General features: G+C 45.6%; 19 protein-coding genes. 8 read left to right on the top strand and 11 right to left on the bottom strand.

The genetic code is table 11. The features are described 5' to 3' along the window. Positions 1 to 13: 13 nt before the first annotated feature. Complete coding sequence (locus EDC63_RS03115; protein WP_132920881.1) at positions 14 to 1,453, bottom strand: circularly permuted type 2 ATP-grasp protein; 1,440 nt, start codon at positions 1,451 to 1,453, stop codon at positions 14 to 16. A gap of 447 nt (positions 1,454 to 1,900) precedes the next feature. Between EDC63_RS03115 and EDC63_RS19070 the strand changes: the two genes are divergently transcribed. Continuing rightward, the gene (locus EDC63_RS19070; protein ID WP_399166133.1) at positions 1,901 to 2,308 is read left to right on the top strand and encodes a methyl-accepting chemotaxis protein; all 408 of its coding nucleotides are present in this window, start codon (positions 1,901 to 1,903) and stop codon (positions 2,306 to 2,308) included. A 16-nt stretch (positions 2,309 to 2,324) separates the two neighbouring features. Beyond that, on the top strand, positions 2,325 to 2,663 hold the full coding sequence (locus EDC63_RS18660; RefSeq protein WP_124947439.1) for a methyl-accepting chemotaxis protein: 339 nt from the start codon (positions 2,325 to 2,327) through the stop codon (positions 2,661 to 2,663). A gap of 74 nt (positions 2,664 to 2,737) precedes the next feature. Here EDC63_RS18660 and EDC63_RS03100 read toward each other — a convergent pair whose 3' ends face one another. From EDC63_RS03100 to EDC63_RS03090, 3 genes are all read right to left on the bottom strand, one after another. After that, entirely contained in the window at positions 2,738 to 4,024 is a 1,287-nt protein-coding gene (locus tag EDC63_RS03100) for a dicarboxylate/amino acid:cation symporter (RefSeq protein ID WP_189836539.1), read from the bottom strand. Between the two features lie 88 nt (positions 4,025 to 4,112). Beyond that, positions 4,113 to 5,819: a sensor domain-containing diguanylate cyclase gene (locus EDC63_RS03095; RefSeq protein WP_124947440.1), complete on the bottom strand. Its 1,707-nt coding sequence runs from the start codon at positions 5,817 to 5,819 to the stop codon at positions 4,113 to 4,115. Between the two features lie 231 nt (positions 5,820 to 6,050). Next, positions 6,051 to 7,016 (bottom strand): AAA family ATPase, encoded by a 966-nt coding sequence (locus EDC63_RS03090; protein ID WP_124947441.1) that lies wholly within the window; start codon positions 7,014 to 7,016, stop codon positions 6,051 to 6,053. An 808-nt stretch (positions 7,017 to 7,824) separates the two neighbouring features. Here EDC63_RS03090 and EDC63_RS18705 point away from each other — a divergent pair. The 3 genes from EDC63_RS18705 to EDC63_RS03075 all read left to right on the top strand — a co-directional run bounded on the left by EDC63_RS18705 (position 7,825) and on the right by EDC63_RS03075 (position 11,722). Next, positions 7,825 to 8,481, top strand: a complete 657-nt coding sequence (locus tag EDC63_RS18705) for a VPLPA-CTERM sorting domain-containing protein (protein WP_223248394.1) — start codon at positions 7,825 to 7,827, stop codon at positions 8,479 to 8,481. A gap of 45 nt (positions 8,482 to 8,526) precedes the next feature. Beyond that, positions 8,527 to 10,515 carry a bifunctional metallophosphatase/5'-nucleotidase gene (locus tag EDC63_RS03080; RefSeq protein WP_124947442.1) on the top strand — a complete coding sequence of 663 codons (1,989 nt, stop codon included), beginning with the start codon at positions 8,527 to 8,529 and terminating at the stop codon, positions 10,513 to 10,515. A gap of 199 nt (positions 10,516 to 10,714) precedes the next feature. Further along, positions 10,715 to 11,722: an SUMF1/EgtB/PvdO family nonheme iron enzyme gene (locus tag EDC63_RS03075; RefSeq protein WP_124947443.1), complete on the top strand. Its 1,008-nt coding sequence runs from the start codon at positions 10,715 to 10,717 to the stop codon at positions 11,720 to 11,722. Between the two features lie 193 nt (positions 11,723 to 11,915). Here the strand turns inward: EDC63_RS03075 and EDC63_RS03070 are convergent, their stop codons facing one another. After that, positions 11,916 to 12,803 carry a LysR family transcriptional regulator gene (locus tag EDC63_RS03070; protein ID WP_132920880.1) on the bottom strand — a complete coding sequence of 296 codons (888 nt, stop codon included), beginning with the start codon at positions 12,801 to 12,803 and terminating at the stop codon, positions 11,916 to 11,918. A gap of 153 nt (positions 12,804 to 12,956) precedes the next feature. Here EDC63_RS03070 and EDC63_RS03065 point away from each other — a divergent pair, with 153 nt between their 5' ends. Continuing rightward, entirely contained in the window at positions 12,957 to 13,694 is a 738-nt protein-coding gene (locus tag EDC63_RS03065) for an HPP family protein (protein WP_223248396.1), read from the top strand. 105 nt (positions 13,695 to 13,799) lie between these two features. Here the strand turns inward: EDC63_RS03065 and EDC63_RS03060 are convergent, their stop codons facing one another. From EDC63_RS03060 to EDC63_RS03050, 3 genes are all read right to left on the bottom strand, one after another. Beyond that, positions 13,800 to 14,120: a hemerythrin domain-containing protein gene (locus EDC63_RS03060; RefSeq protein WP_124947444.1), complete on the bottom strand. Its 321-nt coding sequence runs from the start codon at positions 14,118 to 14,120 to the stop codon at positions 13,800 to 13,802. Positions 14,121 to 14,240: 120 nt separating this feature from the next. Then, positions 14,241 to 14,423, bottom strand: coding sequence for a hypothetical protein (locus EDC63_RS03055; protein WP_124947445.1), 183 nt, complete (start codon positions 14,421 to 14,423; stop codon positions 14,241 to 14,243). Between the two features lie 37 nt (positions 14,424 to 14,460). Then, positions 14,461 to 14,949 (bottom strand): hypothetical protein, encoded by a 489-nt coding sequence (locus EDC63_RS03050; RefSeq protein WP_124947446.1) that lies wholly within the window; start codon positions 14,947 to 14,949, stop codon positions 14,461 to 14,463. A gap of 250 nt (positions 14,950 to 15,199) precedes the next feature. Here EDC63_RS03050 and EDC63_RS03045 point away from each other — a divergent pair, with 250 nt between their 5' ends. Next, entirely contained in the window at positions 15,200 to 15,610 is a 411-nt protein-coding gene (locus tag EDC63_RS03045) for a hypothetical protein (protein ID WP_124947447.1), read from the top strand. A gap of 12 nt (positions 15,611 to 15,622) precedes the next feature. Here the strand turns inward: EDC63_RS03045 and EDC63_RS03040 are convergent, their stop codons facing one another. The 3 genes from EDC63_RS03040 to EDC63_RS03030 form a co-directional block, all read right to left on the bottom strand. Beyond that, positions 15,623 to 16,327, bottom strand: coding sequence for a thioredoxin family protein (locus EDC63_RS03040; RefSeq protein ID WP_165922893.1), 705 nt, complete (start codon positions 16,325 to 16,327; stop codon positions 15,623 to 15,625). A gap of 97 nt (positions 16,328 to 16,424) precedes the next feature. Beyond that, positions 16,425 to 16,871 (bottom strand): hypothetical protein, encoded by a 447-nt coding sequence (locus EDC63_RS03035; RefSeq protein ID WP_223248397.1) that lies wholly within the window; start codon positions 16,869 to 16,871, stop codon positions 16,425 to 16,427. Positions 16,872 to 16,877: 6 nt separating this feature from the next. Continuing rightward, positions 16,878 to 17,273, bottom strand: a complete 396-nt coding sequence (locus tag EDC63_RS03030) for a hypothetical protein (protein ID WP_124947450.1) — start codon at positions 17,271 to 17,273, stop codon at positions 16,878 to 16,880. 635 nt (positions 17,274 to 17,908) lie between these two features. On the opposite strand from EDC63_RS03030, the gene EDC63_RS03025 reads away from it, so the two are divergent. Next, positions 17,909 to 18,610, top strand: a complete 702-nt coding sequence (locus EDC63_RS03025; RefSeq protein WP_124947451.1) for a UPF0149 family protein — start codon at positions 17,909 to 17,911, stop codon at positions 18,608 to 18,610. Positions 18,611 to 18,705: the final 95 nt, after the last annotated feature.

Below are 18,705 nucleotides of genomic sequence, written 5' to 3'. Positions count from 1 at the left end.
ATTGTTTGTGTGGTCATTTGCTTAGCACCCAAGTATCTTTGCTGCCACCGCCCTGAGATGAATTGACTACCAATGATCCTTTTTTTAGTGCTACCCGGGTTAATCCACCAGGCATGACGTAAATATCTTTACCATAAAGAATGTAAGGGCGAAGGTCGATATGGCGACCTTCAAAATGGTCCTCTACCAGAACCGGTGCGCGTGACAGGGCGAGGGTCGGTTGTGCAATGTAATTGCGAGGGTTTTTGCGAATCAGCTCAGCAAATTCGGCACGCTGTTCTGGTGTGGAGTGTGGTCCTACCAGCATACCGTAACCGCCGGATTCATTGGTAGCTTTAACGACCAGTTTATCCAGATTGGCCAGAACGTATTCTCGCTCTTTGTCATCTGCGCAGATATGCGTGGGCACGTTGGGAAGAATCATGTCTTCATCCAGGTAATACTTTACGATCTGAGGTAGATAAGCATATACCGCCTTGTCGTCTGCAATACCGGTGCCAGGCGCGTTAGCGAGCGCTACGCGGCCATTGCGGTATACGTCCATGATGCCTGGCACACCCAGGGCAGAGTCTGAACGAAACACCTTAGGGTCAAGGAAATCATCGTCAATTCTTCGGTATATCACATCGACCCGCTGAAAACCACGTGTCGTTCGCATGTGAACAAAACCATCCATTACCACCAGATCACTACCTTCTACCAGTTCCACACCCATTTGTTGCGCCAGGAATGAGTGCTCGAAAAATGCCGAGTTGTACATGCCTGGTGAAAGTACGACTACATTGGGAGACGATATATTTTCAGGCGCCAGAAATTGAAGCGTTTCCAGCAAGCGGGCAGGATAGTCATCTACAGCCCTTACTTTTGACGCTTCGAAAACGTTAGGGAAAGTGCGCTTGAGTACCTGGCGGTTTTCCAACACATAGGAAACGCCTGATGGGCAACGCAGGTTGTCTTCCAGCACGTAATGCTGTCCGTCTTTGTCACGCACCAGATCAGTACCGGTGATGTGACACCAAATTCCACGAGGAACATCCAGTCCAACACATTGCGGTCGAAATGATGAGGCAGAGAGGATCATTTCTGCTGGAATGATTTTGTCTTTCAGAATTTTCTGGTCGTGGTAAATATCGTCCAGAAATAGATTCAGGGCATGAATACGTTGTTTCAAGCCACGTTCGATATAAGCCCAGTCATCGGCTTCTACGATGCGCGGAATAATATCAAAGGGGAAAATTTTCTCTGTGCCTTCGTCACTACCGTAAACAGTGAAGGTAATGCCCATGTTATACATGGCAGCTTCTGCAGCTTTCTGGCGGCTAAGTATGTCGCCATCCGGGAGGGCTTCTATACGTTCAACTAATATTTTAGCGCCGGGTCTTGGTACACCGGGGGCTTGCATTAATTCATCGTAGAAGGTGTCTGTGTCATAGGAATTAAAATTTAGGTTCATTTTTATGTTTTATTGTGAATTTAGTTAAATATAATACATTTTAATAACTATTACAAATAAAAGAATAAAATATTTCTCTTAAAATCAAGTAAAAGAGATAGAAATTATTACCTTAAAGAAGTTTGTATTTTTGAAATTTAATTTAATAAATAAGCTATATTTGGCCTTAATATACGATCATTAAATAGTTATTTTATGAATTTAATTAAAATTTTATGAATAATGTAATAAATAGTACTTATTTATAGTTTTTATGTTGTGTAAGGCCGTTGAGAGGGCAACCATTGTTTTACTTTATCGCTGGTAAATGAGTATGGGTTCCCAACTTTTCAATCTATGAATAGTGCAAATCGATATTACCGGGATTTTCCGGTGCGTAGTTCTATCTTTAGTGTCATTCACTTGATTTTAGATTGTTTTAAAAGTTTTTTTAAAGTATTGAATGGAATGTGCCGACAAAGCGCAGGAGATCAACATGAGAATGCCTCTTCGATGGCTGCTGCCATTGAGGAATTGACTTTCTCCATTGCACATATGAGTGATCTCGCAAATGATGCGAACACCTTGTCGCAAAGTTCTTGCGAGCTTACCCAGTCTGCCAGGGATGTGGTTGGCAAAACTGTTTCTATGATTAACGACATATCCAAAGTCATCGGATCCACTGCTCAGCTGGTGGAATTGTTAGGGTCCAAAGCTGAAAACGCGGGGCAAGCTGCTTTGGTTATTAGAGAAATTGCGGAACAAACTAACTTGCTTGCTCTGAATGCGGCGATTGAGGCGGCCAGGGCAGGGGCTTTGCTGTTGTGGCGGATGAGGTTAGAAAGCTGGCTGAACGCACACGCACAAAGCTACTGAGGAAATAGGTACTACCATGCAGGAAATACAGGACAGCAAGTCTATCGTTCTTGATGGAATTGCTTCGGCTGTTTCTAAAGCACAAGAGGGTGCTGCAGCTGCATCGCACGCAGGCGAAGCAATTGATTCTGTTGCTGCGAAAGCCGCAGAGGTTGGTTTGGTTGTAGCAGATGTTTCAAACGTATTAAGTGAGCAGAAGCATGCTGCAAGCGAAATTGCGCAACATATTGAGCGTCTTTCCGCTAAAGCAGAATCTTCACTTGCGATAGCGGATAATGTTGCTGAAAAGGCACAAGAAATGAATGGAGTGGTTTCTTCTGTCAGGGATACGGTAGGTCATTTCAAGTTAAGTTAGTAATAATCGCATACATACAAGGCAGAAAATCTAACGGCCTTTTATGAATGCACGGTTTTTTCGATATAGTGAAACTAATTTTGATTCAGGGGCGGCTCCCCAAGCACGCCTTTTTCTCCAGTTATGCGAGCAATGATTACTGCACCACAGGAATCGCTGAATACATTGACCGAAGTACGGCACATATCCAGTATGCGGTCGACAGCGAGAATCAGGCCGATGGCTTCAACCGGTAAACCGACAGCGGCCAGAATGATGGCAATGGCTACCAGGCTAGCGGAAGGAATGGCTGCCACACCAATAGAAGTCACCAAGGCCATCAGCACAATGGTAAATTGCTGCACAAACCCTAGTTCAACCCCATAAGCCTGGGCGATGAACATGGCGGCTACACATTCGTATAAAGCCGTACCATCCATATTAACAGTGGCACCAAGTGGCAATACAAAGCTGCTGGTCCGGTTAGAAACGCCTGCATTTTTTTCTACGCATTCCATGGTAAGCGGCAGGGTGGCTGCAGAAGAACTCGTTGAAAAAGCGGTGAGTAAAGCAGGGGCCATGGCGCGAAAATGGTTGAGTGGATTTACCCGTCCGACAAAATAGAGCAGCAGTGGCAGTACCACCAGAAAGTGTACCAGTAGCCCCGCCATCACGCTCAAAAAGAACCATGCCAACGGGACAAAAGCAGCAAATCCTGTGCTGGCTACCACCTTGGCGACCAATCCAAAAACACCAATAGGAGCAAATAGCATCACCCAGTCAGTAATTTTCATCATTACCTGAAAGATGCTTTGCCAAAAGGTGTACATATTTTCCGCATTGTCTTCTTCGATCTTGGTCATGAAGAAACCAAACAGCAGGCTAAAGAAAATCAAACCGAGCATCTGACCATCTGCGGCAGCAGCGACAACGTTGGTTGGTACCATCCGCAGGAAAACCCCAACCAGATCACCCGTGCCTTTCCCTTCTACTTTGGCTACTACGTCACTGGTGTTTTCCGATAAGCCGATCAGATTTTTTGCTGGTTCACCATCTACAATGCCAGGTGCCACCATGTTTACAATGATAAGTCCCACAAGAATGGCAAACAGGCTGGTGGTTACGTAATACAGCAGGGTTTTCAGGCCCAACTTGCTGAATGCGCTACCTGACCCAATGCCGGCTATGCCAACGATGATAGATGACACCACTAGTGGCACAATCAGCATTTTCAAAGCATTCAGGAAAAGCGTGCCGATGAAATCAAACATTGCATAAAACCGCACACCAAACAGTTCAGTCGTTGTCCCTGTTAATGAACCTGCAATGACAGCGAGTAAAAGAGCAATGAGAATTTGCCAGTGCAGTTTCAGTTTTATCATGCTTTTGTTCCTGTCATTGGTTGGAGGTGGAAGCAACGCTGTGGCTGGGGTTGTCCTGCTGAGTGACTTTTTAAATGGTGTTTTCTGATTATTGACTAACTGAACTGCAGGTCACACGATTCCGGCCTTGTTGCTTGGAATGATAAAGGAAGTCATCCGCGGTGGCTATGAGGGAATCCAGTGTGGCATGTTGAGTGTTTCTTGGGGCAACGCCGAAACTAGCTGTTACCGCTGTTTCACCTGTTGAGTGTGGAACACGGATGTTTGAAATTTCAGATCGCAATCTTTCTGCAAGCGTTGTTGCTTCTTGAGGGCTTGTTTCAGGCAGGTAGATAATAAACTCCTCGCCACCCCATCTGGCCAGTACGTCAGCTTGTCTGATTAATTTTTTAAGCAAATTGGAAATTACGACCAGAACTTTGTCCCCATGTGGATGGCCATAATTGTCATTGATTTCCTTGAACAAGTCGATATCGAGCAAAATGACGGAGGGGCTACGTCCATTGCGTAGCGTCATACTCCAGAGTGGCGCGGTTTTATCGTAAAATGCACGCCGATTGTTCAAACCCGTAAGTGGATCCAACTGTGCAAGTTGCTCTGCACGAATTTTTTCCTCCTGACCAACGCGAAATTGGTAGGCCAGGGCCAGTGCAAGGAGTGTCGCATCAATTAGCATGCCTATTTCAACTGCACGGAATGTCCAGTTGTTGAGAGGTATAAAGCCCCAGGTGGAGAGCGTTGTCAGTACGGCGCCTACCATGGCGGCAATGGCGGCTAATAGAAAATAGCGAGCTGGTTTATGACCCGAGTAGACTGAAACGCCACCCAGAAACAGCATGATGATGGTGAACAGGGACATAAAAGTAAATGCACTGAGCAGGGCATAGAGCTGACTATCCATCATGATTGCGGCGGCAAGCCAGACTCCGAATACGGCGCTATACCACAAGACTGCATTGTAAATTCGGGGGGAATTGTCTTTTGTATCCAGAAAGCGAATGGCAAACAGCAGTCCACTTAGTGAATAAAAATACATCAGTACGGGAGGTGCCCAAAGCTGCCATTTTACAGACAGGGGCCAGATCCATTGATAACCGTGGCTAGTGTAGGCAATGTTCATTGCCATGAACATCGTCAGATAGAGGGAGTAAAAAAAGAAGCGTGAGCTCCTTAAGCCAATGAAAAGTGTCATGTTGTAAGCAATTAAAGCAAACAGGAAACCATAGATGATGCCGTAGCTATAACCTTGCTCTATTTCCTGGTGTTGCGCCATTTTTGGGTTCATCAGATAGATTGGAACAACCATGGGATCTGGCGTTTCGATTCTCAGGAAGACGTCGCTTACGCCCGTATTGAATCGCTGATCAAGGGTGAAAAAGCGGCTGTTGAGGGGGCGCAGTGCGAACGGTTTGCTATCACCAAGGTGATATTCAGCGACATTGATACCTTGGTGCTTTACATAGATATCAATACTATCAAGCCATGCAGTCTCAATCGACAATCTTTTTGTTACAGGTACGCCGGTTGGGTTATCGACGGAAAAGTGGATCCAAACGGGTTTTGAACCAATGCCAAAGTTAAGGAAGGGACTTTGACTCTGCAAGAATTTCCCGGACTTGTAAATTGCTTCTGCATCTGTCAACTTGAGTTGAGAGGTCTGATCTTTTAAGAAACTGGTATATAAGCCAATTGCAGCGTCACTCTCCAACGCCACTGAAATGGGGGCTGCGGCAACGAGCGAATGCCAGACTAGGGTTAATAACCAGAAATAGGGAAAAAGTGAACGGAATCTCATTGATATGTGGAAATTTTTTTTTAATTTCTCATGTCGTGAAACTTGTGAAGCAGCAAGGCGGTACACTGATTGTCTTGTGTGCAGTGATTGGCAGAGGAATGTTGACGACATGTTAAATTGATAATAGACCATTTTAACATCAGGGCATAAAGTGCGTGGTGTTTATTGAGTAATGCGTTATTCAGAATGTTACAAGGTCACAATAATAGATTTTAAGCTGTTTAAAAAATCTTAAAACCCAATCCTGTTTTTTCCTTTCCCCAGCTTTTCTGTGTGTAAATCTTCAGGTTGCAACTTATCGCGATTTGCAAGCTTGGCATTGCCGAACGCGTCGATGAGCAGCTTGCGCATATCTCGGGGGGCTATTGAAGCCAATTTTTCCAACACGTTCTGAGCAGGCTCAGTAGGAAACCCCCAATTGTGGTCGTTCAGTATGTCTTGATAAACAGCGAGGGCAATTTTTAGCGAGCCTTCATAATCCGGACGCTCAATTGTATAGACATTCATCCGGTTAAGTATGGGTTCGGGGATGCTGCTTTCATCGTTTGCAGTAGCAATCCAGAGAATGTGGCTTGCATCAACTGAAACTTCAATGAATTCATCTTTAAAATGTTTGGCTGTGTCTTGCTCTAACAGACTGTAAAGAGCGCCCATCGGGTCATAGCGGGAATCGCCCCCGGCTTTGTCTACTTCATCCAACGTTATCAGTGGGTTTGCATATTCACCATTGACTAAAGATTGGGCTACTTTTCCCGGTTTGGCATTGGTCCATTGTGAAGATGCGCCTGACAATACCCAGCCAGCTGTAAGCGAACTCATGGAGATAAATTCGAAGCCAGTGCCAAGAATTTTTGCGACGGATTTTGCAAAATACGTCTTACCCAAGCCTGGTTCACCGAGCAGAAGAATAGGGGTGATCTGCATGGGCTCGTTACCCGAAATCGCCAAGGACATATGTTTTTTGAAGTTGTCGATCACTTCCGTGAAGTTCGGTGAGCTTTCATAGAGCGAATCAATACCTTCGGTAGATGAGGGCTTGATGATGTAGCGCATGCCACCAGAGCGAATCATTTTTTCATAAAGTGATTTGAGTGAATCGTTTTTAGAAGCAGAAGAGTCTTCCATGGCACGATCAACATCAGCAACGCTGTAGATGGATTTGTATCCAGCGATAGGAATTTGGATGGTTGCAGTCATATCGTCGCCCCCTGAGCATACGCGTCACTAGAAATTCATAAGAGTTTTGGGATTTTATGGTGCTTAATATATTTAGCGACAAGGTGATCTTAATCTTTAATTTATTTGGCAAGCTCCAAACTGTAATTGAATTGCCCTATGGACAAGGCTGGATGGTGTCTGTATTTGGCTGGTATTTCATTCAATGGGTTTCCTTATTGACTTACACACTTCAGGTGTTGAACCCGCACAATGCACAGGATCATGGCTGCATTGATCTACCGACGAACTTATACACTGCGTGCTGATTAACTTCTGCGTCGGCAAACAAAACTGGAAAGCACCTGACGGTATCTTTGTGCCACGTATTGGTAAAGCTAATCAAAAAAACTTCCAGGCTTGCAGATGAAGTTTAAAAACATTATAGAAACAATCTACTTGTCGCATTTTTGACAATATAACCACCTCAAATTATGACGTTCCAACAATTTTTTATTTTAAAAAATTACTTTTCGGGCAAAGAATCCCTTTTTTCGCCAGCATTCCTACCCGATCCTCGATCAAAATAAGCGGGGCAATATTTTTATCAGTTTGTTTACAAAAAACGATAACGCCAACCCATTCTATTTATGACGTTTTTTTATTTAATACAATTGTGTTTTTCAAAACACTTCTGGGCACATATTTTGCTAAAGATGGTATTGGTGAGGTCATCTATTTGACAATGAGTCGGGATGACTGCATCAGATCACAAATTGCGGAAACGAAATTGCTGGACTTCCGGATTGTAACCCGGGAGCCAGTCTTAAAATATAAATTGGAGGTCATAATGAGACTAATAAAAATCCCGGGGGGCATGCTAGTGGTGCTTCTTGCATTGGGTTCCCAAAGTGTGCTGGCAAATAATATCAGCAGCACTATGCTCGATAACAAACCGCTTGATGTTTCGCTGTATTCAAGCGATGGTCTTGGCAATTTTCAGATCAAGATTGATGAATATATGAGCGCTTACGGCGAGCAATGGAATGGTGACGTTAGTGGGCCAGGCGCGGTCGGATTCTGGAATGCCCTCTCAACCAGCCCAAATCTCTCCATCAGCTTCAGTGGCGCTAGCGTAAGCGGTAACAATGCTCCCATACTAAGCTATCAGGGCATAGTAGATGCTTCCAAGGTAATGTTTTCTTCCTCTGCAACACAATGGGCCAATAATTTCGACTCGAACGATTGGGCCACAGACTCTGGCATGTATTCCGTAATTGCGAGTTACAGCATCAGTGGATTCACCCCCGGACAGGCCTACAGTATCACTGCTGTAGTGGATGATTGCTGCATTGATCAGGACCCCTCGTTAGGCATGACACAGCATGCAACTGCCCACATCACCTTCAGCCCCAGCGTTTCCGCTGTCCCTGTTCCTGCGGCCGCATGGCTGCTAGGGTCAGGCCTGATAGGCTTGATAGGCGTGGCTCGGCGGTCAAATATCTAACTCAATAAATGCAGTTACTTCCTACCATCAAGAGGATTAAAGAATATGAAGCTCAAATATCTTGCAATGGCTTGTGCCATTTCGGCCAGCTTTAGCATTGGCTCGCAAACTTATGCCGGAAGCGGTGAAGTCGTTTTTATCCATAGTGGTGACATTCATGGTCACCTTGTTCCACGCGCCAATGTCCGCAGTGATTCCACTCCCGGGCACATGGAAGGCGGGCTGGCTCGAATGGCCACAGTCATTCAACAAATCCGCCAAGAGAATCTTGGAAAGACTCTCTACTTCAATACCGGTGATACTGTTCAGGGTTCTGCCGAAGCATTGTTCACAAAAGGCCAAGCTTTGATCGACGTTGTCAACATGCTCGGCGTTGACGCGCATGCGCCTGGTAACTGGGATTTCCTATACGGCCCAGCGCGCTTTGAAGCAACCTTTAAGGGAAACAGTACGACAGCCCCGCTCGCAAACTGGAACGCTATGGCGGCAAACCTCTATTACACTAACCAGACCGATAGTACTGCTGTCTGCGGTGTAAAAAATGCGTCAGGTGTTCCTCTCAAACGAGTTCTCCCGCCCTATATGGTTAAAACGGTGAATGGCGTCAAAGTAGGTGTTATTGGTTTCACTACAGCTCGGGCTATCGCGGCCATTTCACCTACGGTCACCGCCGGCTATTTATTTAATGATGGGAAGGTTGAATTGCCATGTTATATCAATCAGTTGCGAAGTGCTGAGCAGGTCGATCTGGTTGTGTTGATCTCGGAGCTTGAAATGGGCCGTGATATTGCTCTGGCTGAGACGTACCCTGGTGTTGACTTGATCTTGAATTCGGATATGCATGAGAAAACCCTTCAGCCGATCATAACCCCCACTGGCACCCTCATTGTGGAAGAAGGTCAGGACGGTACTATGCTAGGCGAAATGCATTTTCAGGTGAGCGCCGGACATACCATGCCAGGTGACGGCAAGGTCACATGGACATGGACGCCTCACATTATCATTGACACCATTCGTGAAAACCGTTTTGTGGCTGCCAAGGTCAAGCAAGTGCGGACACCTTTTGTAATGGGCACTTTTGTGCCTGGTCAGGCTGTAACCGTGGGTGGCAATACCACTACTTTGCTGCGTCCAATTGATGAGGTTGTCGCTTACTCCAACGTGGCCCTGCATCGTTCCAACTTCATGGACGAAGACATGGCTGGCGTGGTGGAAGGTTCCTCGCACGACCTGATAGCTGACGCTATGCGCTGGTCTGCAGGTTCTGATGCGGCAGCGTTGCGTGGCTTCCGTTACGGCACGCATATTCCTGTTGGTTCAGCGATCACGATGCAGGATATCTACCACTACATCCCGATTGCTGCCAAGGTGGGTCGTTCGCCTAAGGCATGCGGCTATGACCTTAAGTTCCAGGCTGAAAATGCAAGCGACGGTACATTCAATGCTGACGCAACAAAATGGACGGGCGGTTGGTTATTTGGTTACAGCAATGTGAGCTACGATCTGGATGCCTGTGCAGGATATGGTATCGATGGGGCAACCGGAGCAGTGGATCGTGCGACCAACATGAAAGTGGGTGGTAATCCAGTGAACATCTCTGATAAGTATAATGCCGCTACTCAAGCTTGCTTCAGTGGAGCTGCCGGCTATAGCGTGGCTGGCTACTGGTATAACGATGATCCAGGTACCATAAACAACTGTGCACCATGCCGGGGTCGCTTGATTCAAACGGTCAAGACCGATGGCACAGTTGTAGATGTAGCCGTACCTACTTACAACGCAACTACCGGTGTCACTACTGTTGCTTACACATTACCAACCAGCACTGACCTGCTCGATATCAGTGAGGCCGTAGTGAACTATCTGCGGGCGCCTAGTGCTTCTGGTGGTATTGGCGGTTTGGTGTCGGTAGCCAATCTGCCACTGCACCGTCTCAACGTGAAACGGTTACCAAACGTTAACCCGTACTCGTTCAAGACGATCCAGCCATTGAGAGGTGCCACAGCAGCAACTTGCCCGGCAGCACCGCTGTAATTTACTCCAGTTAGATGTGGATTTAAGCCCGGCATCTGCCGGGCTTTTTTATGCAATTTTCTTCCCAAGGCAGTTCAAGCCGTATAGGCAATTAACTGCACTTGTAAGGCTAATTGTTATTCTTCAGAATGCTGGTAGCAGTTTTTATTGATACATATTGCAGTTAAAGAGAATTGTATTTAATTTGATAGAGGCAATAATGAAAGTAAGTCTGATCTCGTTAATTCTTTATTTATTGGCTACTATTACTTCAGTGAGTGTTTCTGCTTCAGAACTGCGCATCACTTGTAAGAGTGATGACGTCGGCGCGAAAGTCCAAATCAACGGCGAGTTCAAAGGTGTTTGCCCTATAAGCATGACTGTCGCGGAAGGGAAGTACACTCTGCGGGTTTTTAAAACTCTGGAAGCATCATACGAACGTGTTTTTGAGCAGGATGTCAGCATCGGTGAAGGCGTGCTGAAGAAAATTGAAGCGGTACTGTCTACAGCGCGCATGAGTAAAGACGCGCAGAACCGTGAAGACGCAAAAATTCTTGCCCAAATTGCTGATGCGATGGTGACCATTCCTGCGGGCAGTTTCATGATGGGCTCAAACGATAGTTTCACTAATGAAAGACCTCTCCATCGCATCACCATCGCCAAGCCCTTTGCTTTGAGCAAGACTGAAGTCACCCAACGTCAATGGCGCATGATCATGGGTAACAACCCGAGCACGTTTACTAACTGTGGTGAGGACTGCCCTGTGGAAACCATCAGTTGGAACGATGCACAAGCTTTCATCCAGAAGCTTAACGCCAAGACCGGCCAGCACTACAGGCTGCCAACTGAGGCGGAATGGGAATACGCATGCCATGCGGGAAAACAACATCCCTATTGCGGCGGTGACTATCTGGACAGCGTGGCATGGTTTGACGAAAATAGCCCCACCACAACCCAGCCAGTAGGTCGTAAACAGGCGAATGCGTTTGGCTTATTTGACATGAGCGGCAACGTCTGGGAATGGGTGGAGGACAGCTATCACGATAGCTACAAAGGCGCACCTACGGATGGTAGCGCATGGTCAGGGGATGGCGTGAAGCGCGTGCTTCGAGGCGGTTCATGGAACAGCGAGCCACAGGACCACAGCGCGACCTATCGCTTCTGGTCAGTTCCAGCGTACCGTTATGGATACGGCTTTGGATTTCGTTTAGCCAGGATTTTGCCGTAGTTTGGCAGGTTGGGTGTAATAGTCACGACTTAATCTGATATTTCTCCAGGTTTTACTGATGGTGTTGCCAACTCCAGTGCAGTTTTCAATTTGGTAAATTGATCGTATCTGGCCTCATTTGAGAGCGTCGTTTGATTTATTTAAAATGCATGGCGTACACAATGTGATGAAATATTTTTCCTAGGTAAGAGGGTCATACTTTGATGCTCGTTGTCCGCAAGCTTTTCTTGCTGGCGGTGCGTTCCTCCAGGCTAAGAGCGCGTAAGCTATTAAGTGCATTCAACAAGACTTCTTCTTGTCGATCTACTGGGAATACCATGTATGCAGGGAGTGAAAATGAAGGGCAATGAGGAACCAACCACAATTGACCCTGTTCAATCAGGTCCCGAGTGATACGCATGGGGAAATATCCTGAGCCTCCACAATGGAGAATTTGCTGCATCACCAACCAGCCTATGTTAGCAGTGATTGCTGGTGGCGCCATTTCTGGAAAACTTGTTGTAAATTGAGAATGGAATTCTGATCCCCAATCCATGTGAATATAGCCTGGATCTGGCCACGCTCTTGAGGGATCAGAGGCAACTAGCACGAGCACTTCTTCGAAGAGTCGTTCAACTCCCAAACCGGGGCGACTTTCTGGCGTATACATTACCCCAACATCTACTGTGCCCTGAACTAAACCTTGCATAATGCCTTCCTCAAAGCCGATTTCCAGCCGCAGGGAAATATCGGGATATGTCTCTCTCATCCTTCCCACCCATTGCGGCAAAAAACCATCCCATAAAGCGATGCGCCCGCTTAGGGTGAGGCTTCCACGGAATCCGGCAGGAAGGCCGACATCGTGTTTGGCTTGCTCCATCGTCTGTACCAGCGTTTTGGCATGTCGCAGAAAACGACGTCCAGCTGGCGTGAGTTCTGCGCCGCTTCGACCGCGCCGAAACAGAGTGGTACCCAGTTGTTTCTCCAATGTCTGGATGCGAGCGCTTACGGTGGATTGAGTAATGTACAGGCGCTGCGCAGCACCTACAAAATTACCGGCAGCAGCGACAGCAAGAAAAGTTCGGGCGAATTCAATTTCCATAATCTACCTTATCTATCGAATTTACCGATAGATAATACCAAAAAATATCGTTTGTTAAATGTTTAATTAAAACTTACTCTAGATGCGTGGTTTCTCATCAAAGAAAAAATATATGTGTTCTTACAAGATTATTTACTTACTTAAGGGGAACGTATGAAAATAGTTTCGACCATCATGCAGCGCATCTGGATGCAACTTCGTAGTCATGACCCGCATCCAGCCAGTCATGCAGAAAAGCTGATTTCAACAGTTGGAGGATTTGTGGGGATTTTGCTGGTATTACTTGTCAGCGGTCGGATTCTCGATTTCCATGGTGCAGCTTTAGTCGTTGCTTCTATGGGGGCATCAGCCGTGCTGCTCTTCGCAACGCCCCACAGCCCTCTCTCTCAGCCTTGGTCGCTATTAGGTGGACACCTGGTGTCGGCCTTCATCGGCATTACTTGCGCCAAACTGCTGGCCAATCCGCTTTATGCCGGGGCTCTGGCAGTTGCTTTGTCTATTGCTGCTATGCATTACCTGCATTGTCTCCATCCACCGGGCGGAGCCACGTCTCTGGTGGCCGTAATGGGAGGCGAGCCGATTCGTGCCTTGGGCTATTGGTTTATGGTTACGCCCGTACTGGTCAATGTGCTGATCATTCTGATTGTTGCGGTTGCCGCCAACTACCCTTTTCGCTGGCGCCGTTATCCGGAATGGCTTTCCGTACCGGTTGATGTTTCAAAAGTTGCGTGCGATGCCCCTTCCGAGAAATGCATGATCGCCCACAGCGATCTTGTTTATGCCTTGTCTGAGATGGATTCGTTTATTGACGTCACTGAAGAAGATCTGCTTCAGATTTATCACATGGCAGTACGTCATACTCACTCACCAGTTCAAACCGCTACCGTATGAGTTGGTGCGAGGGCGTAAGTTAAAAGTATCGTATTTATTCAGAATTATCATTGATCATTGGATTGTGTATGGCAGGGAATGAATGAGAAGGTAACTAAGCACCAGCTACAACAAGCTTTCAATTACCGGGAAAAGTTCACGTTCCTCAAAGCGCACGTGAGCAGTTAAACATTTTCCAAAGTTGTTTAGTGCATCGATATCGTTTCTGTTCAAACCATCAGCAGTGTTTAGTAGTGGCAGTAATGTCTGCTCTTCAATCTGAAAATGCGGATCCAGCTCTTTCGAGAACGCCGTGATGGCACGCTGGTAGGTTTGGCTCACCGTTGCTTCATTGCATGATAGAGCTGCGCTCTGACAAGCCTTTCCCAAAGAAAGAGCGGCATGGTGATCTCGCGATAAAGGTTGCAGGGTTGGGTTTCGTTTCATTCGGCTCTTATACGGGCTTTTTTACATGCATTTCCGGATTGTCCGCTATCAACTTTGACTGCATTGTATTAACAGAAATTACATCAAAGTGTTGCCTGATGCTGGATAAATTCTTTACTTTCAACGCGTCTTTTGGTGAACGGGCCTTCCGAATGGGTCGTCCCACTCCCCAGAGCCTGCGATTTCAAGTTGTACTCTATTCAGCTGGCGAATGCGTTTCTTCTCGGGACTTTCCTTGGCATAAATGTTTTCCAGGCTTTCACGGATATGTTGTAAAAGGTTGTTTTGGTCATTATTAGTCATGATCTTTTCCAAAATTGAGGATTGAGATGATGTCCCCCTAAGGAGCTTTCACCCCGTACCAGCCAGGATGAGCAAAATAGGTACCATAATTGTCCAGGGCGTAAGCGATCTTTTTCGCGCCTTTACGGGCATTATCGTTGCCTTGTCCTATCATGTTGTCCGTTCCGGCAATGATGTCGCCCAGTATGAGATGGAGCATGTCATCCGCTTCTCGATCCAGCTTGCAGTTCTGCACCATAAAAGTAATCTGGACTTTTATTCGCTTTGACAGAACTTGGTATTGCTCCGCGGTTGTGTTACCTGACTGTATAGACAGCATTTCCGAACTCAGCGCATCGCGGATGCGGCTCATTCCCAGGCGCAGGTTGGCATCACTGTTCCATTTCTGACCGTGGTTGAGCGTGAGTTGCGCTGGTGAATCATTGTTTGAATGATTGTGATCCTGCGCCAAGGCTGTCAACACACTCGCACTTAACATTAGGGTAGCGGACAGCATTGCCGAAATTTTTTTCCATTGTGTATACATGTTTATCTCCTGCCAGGATTTTGACTTAATGTTTATCGGTGATTCGGGTGATAACAAACGCATATTTAATCCTCCGAGTATGCTTGAAAGTGAATTTGTCTGTTTGACTTCCAATTAGATGTATTTATAATACACCTTTTGATATTTATTATAAATGGTTGTTCTAAATTTTTACATTCGTTAGATGGAAAAGTTGGGACAGTATAAATTTCAGTAGTGCTGCTTTTTTGATTTATTCAGGAGGTTGTAAGTGGGTAGTAAAACAAATATTTTGGCTAAAGATTCGCGCCTTGCGTCACAGGCATTTAACATTGGCAGCATACTTGCCGTTCTCATTGCGCCATTGCTCATGATTTGGATTGCAGTTTCAATCTTCGTTTATGCATCAATAGCCTATCATCCAAACAAAAAAGTGGCTGAATATAATAGATGGGCCGGTTATCGCTTTTATGGGGTGGCTGGGTTCATGGTGCCATTTGGTTCACCAATCTATGAGCTTTTTGGTAACTGGCACGGCGTTTTGGCATTGTGGGCAATTATGTTTATTATTGTTGTGCCATGGGGTATCTGGTCGGTAATTAAGGCGCATAGAGAAGAGTGGACAGAAACACAGATATACATAGAAGACGTAGAAGATGGCGTCACTGCTCAAGCCAATTAGACGCTTGAACATTCATTGAGAAACAAGATCGATAATTTTACTATCATTATTACTGGCTTTTGGCCACAAAACAGGCCAGATGCGCAGGGAGAAAACGAACAGAGAAAGCCAGATAAACACGCCTCCAGCCACAATTATGACATGCAATCCAACTAGATAACCCGCAACATATCCAAGCAAACCTAAGTGTAGTAGCCCCATTTGAGCCCAAGGCCATTTGCCCATTTGGATTGGGTTGCCAGTAAATCGTGGCAGCATGTGCGCACCTAATGCATAAATCAATGAAAGAACAAAACCGACAGTGAAGAGATGCAAAGCAACCGGGCGTGCTGGACCATCGGACAATAATGCACCGTTGATAATTAACCCCATGCCTGAAAGCATAAGGTAGATCATGGATGCTATCGCAAAATATCGATTATCTGTGGAAAGGGAAATTCCGGCATGCTGCATATCCGATTTGGCTTTTGATGGGGCGGCTTCAACCAACGAACGTGCTTCAGCTAAGCTTTGCACACCAATTCCCTTGAGCTCACCATCAATGACGAGAGCAGGAATGGTTTTCAGGCGAAGTTGGCTGACCAATGCTTTACCTTCTGGCTGGGACATATCCAGCACAGCAAATTCCACATCCTTTTCTTCAACCACTTCGCGCCAGATTTTTTCTGCTTGATGGCAGGATTGGCACCAGTCAGATACCAGTAGTTCAATTTTCAATATGTCCCCCCAAATTATTATTTTCCGATGAGTGAGAGTGATTTACTCGCATAAATTATTGGTAAATAGCTTTTAGATAGTGGGAATGCATACGAAACTAGTCCTGGCAGCGCATGCATTGCACATCATAACGATCAATCCATTTACGCAGTGCTTCTTGAGCTTCGTTCCCTGTTTTAAGATGTTCCAATGCTTTTACTGGATCATCCGGTTTCATCACTACCAACCAGGCATCAGTGTAAGGTGCAATATTAAGCAGATTGGGGCTATCGAGTACTTTCTGGTTTCGCGCTACAACTACCCCTTCAAAGGGCGCAGGAATACCACCTGCCCATTTACCTGATTCAATTCGCGCCAAGGGTTTTTTCCATGCGCGATGTGTCCCAATTTCTTTAATCCAAACGTATTGCACTTTTCCGGACATGGTTTGCGAGGGATCAGTGAGGCCAATGGTATATGTGCCATCACCTTCCGGCCTAACCCATACATAATCCAGGTCATAATATAAATCTTCAGGCATTTCACAGCCACGATATTCAGACATAACCACTCATCTCCCAGGCCCTTTTGCTTTTACTGTTAGCAGCATATTCACGCCGAACATCACGATTGCAGCATACGATACTATTCCACCAATCAACACTAACCAATTTATCATGGCAAGCCATCCAGCGACCATGATAGGCAGACCAGCATTGGCGGAATAGAGTTGCCAATTAGCCATGCGTTCTGAATACAGTGGAAACCCTGAGAAACGAGGAAGAACGTGCAATCCGACACCGTAAATAAACATCAGAAAAAATCCAAGCAGCATGATGTGCCCGTGCGCGCGTGGGACATTACCAGGTATAAGGTTTGGGTCAATGAGCCGGGTTAGTGCGATAAGACCACCCAGCATCCCATAGATCAAGCTGATGGTGATAAAAATGCGATTGCGCTTATGCATAACAAACTCCCTGTGCGCTTTGAGTAAAAGAAGCTGACTGGCACTGGTATGCAGTTATATGGACAGTGCCTGATGAATTTCCCGGTTTAAGCATTTTTGATTCGCTTTGTTGCTTGTTCAGTCTTTGCACAGGCAACATGACAGCCTTGAACCTGATATAAGTATCGTACTCCGAGTGTTTAACGTATACAACCAGCTGGTTTACGCTATCAACCTCAAACGTAAAACTTGTATCCCGAATAGATATAATATACTGGCGTGCTAATTCTGCAGTACACCTTCGCTATTTGAAATTTGCAGGTTGATTATATTGATCAATAATTCTGCGACTCATAATGGTTGAGAGAAGTCTTAGCTGATAAGTTTCTGGTAAATTACTCATGACGGGGCTTTGCTGATGATTAAACGTTTAAACAGCTTGCTCTGCTCGGCGTTTCCTGGTTGCGAAGCGATGTTTAGGGGCGCTAAAAAAATTCAGTTGTAAAATCAATCGCAGTTAGGAGCTATTGATGTGATAATGTAGCTCAGCTAAATCTAAAATCGACACGTTATTCGTATAAGAATAGGGTTTTCACCTCTTTTAACGTGTTGTAATTAATCGTATTGCACTCATCATCACTCTGTATAGGCCTGTTATGGAATCCAAGAATATTACCGAACAAGAAACAGACCAGCTGGAAGATCTTTTGGCTTCAGATATTTTCAATAATGAAGCCATGACTCTGGACTATCTTCAAGGTTTTTTATGTGCTGTCGCAAGTGGCCCGGACCTCATTCCTCCAAGTATATGGATACCTGCAGCATTAGGTGATTCACCCGAGTATGAGTCAGCCGCGCAGGCGGAAACCGTACTGGATTTATTGATGAAGTTTTACAATACGATTGCTTCCGCTTTGCAAAATGACGAAGAGTTTGATCTCATACTTTACGAGATGGATGATGAATCGGAAGAGCTGGATTATGCTGCCTGGTGTGAAGCATATGTTTATGGCACGCAAATTGGTGAGATAAACTGGATTGAAGCCGCAGGTGAGTTTGCTCCTGATTTAAGTGAAAAAATGGAAGCCTTTTTTCTGTTGAGCGGGATGCTAAAGGATGATGCTGAAAAGCACAATGAGCCTTGGTTATCCAAAAAAGATGAAGAAAAGGCCATTGCTATGGCGCAAGAAGATTTTCTATCTACTATTAATGACCTCTATCGTTTTTGGCAAATTCAGCGCACCCCTCAGAATTCCATTACACGCGATGCACCCAAGGTTGGTCGCAATGATCCCTGCCCCTGTGGCAGTGGCAAAAAATTTAAACAGTGCTGTGGTGTAGAGCCAACATTGCATTAAATATCTAAATTGGTGAATGTGTTATCTTAATTCATCATGATTCCTGAAAATGGGAAACTTCATCAGTTTCCCATTTTTTATTTCATTTTTGAATT

The organism is Sulfurirhabdus autotrophica (assembly GCF_004346685.1).
Classification (GTDB): Bacteria; Pseudomonadota; Gammaproteobacteria; order Burkholderiales; family SMCO01; genus Sulfurirhabdus; species Sulfurirhabdus autotrophica.
Note: the sequence above shows the minus strand (reverse complement) of the source record. Positions and strands in the feature narration are given on the sequence as shown.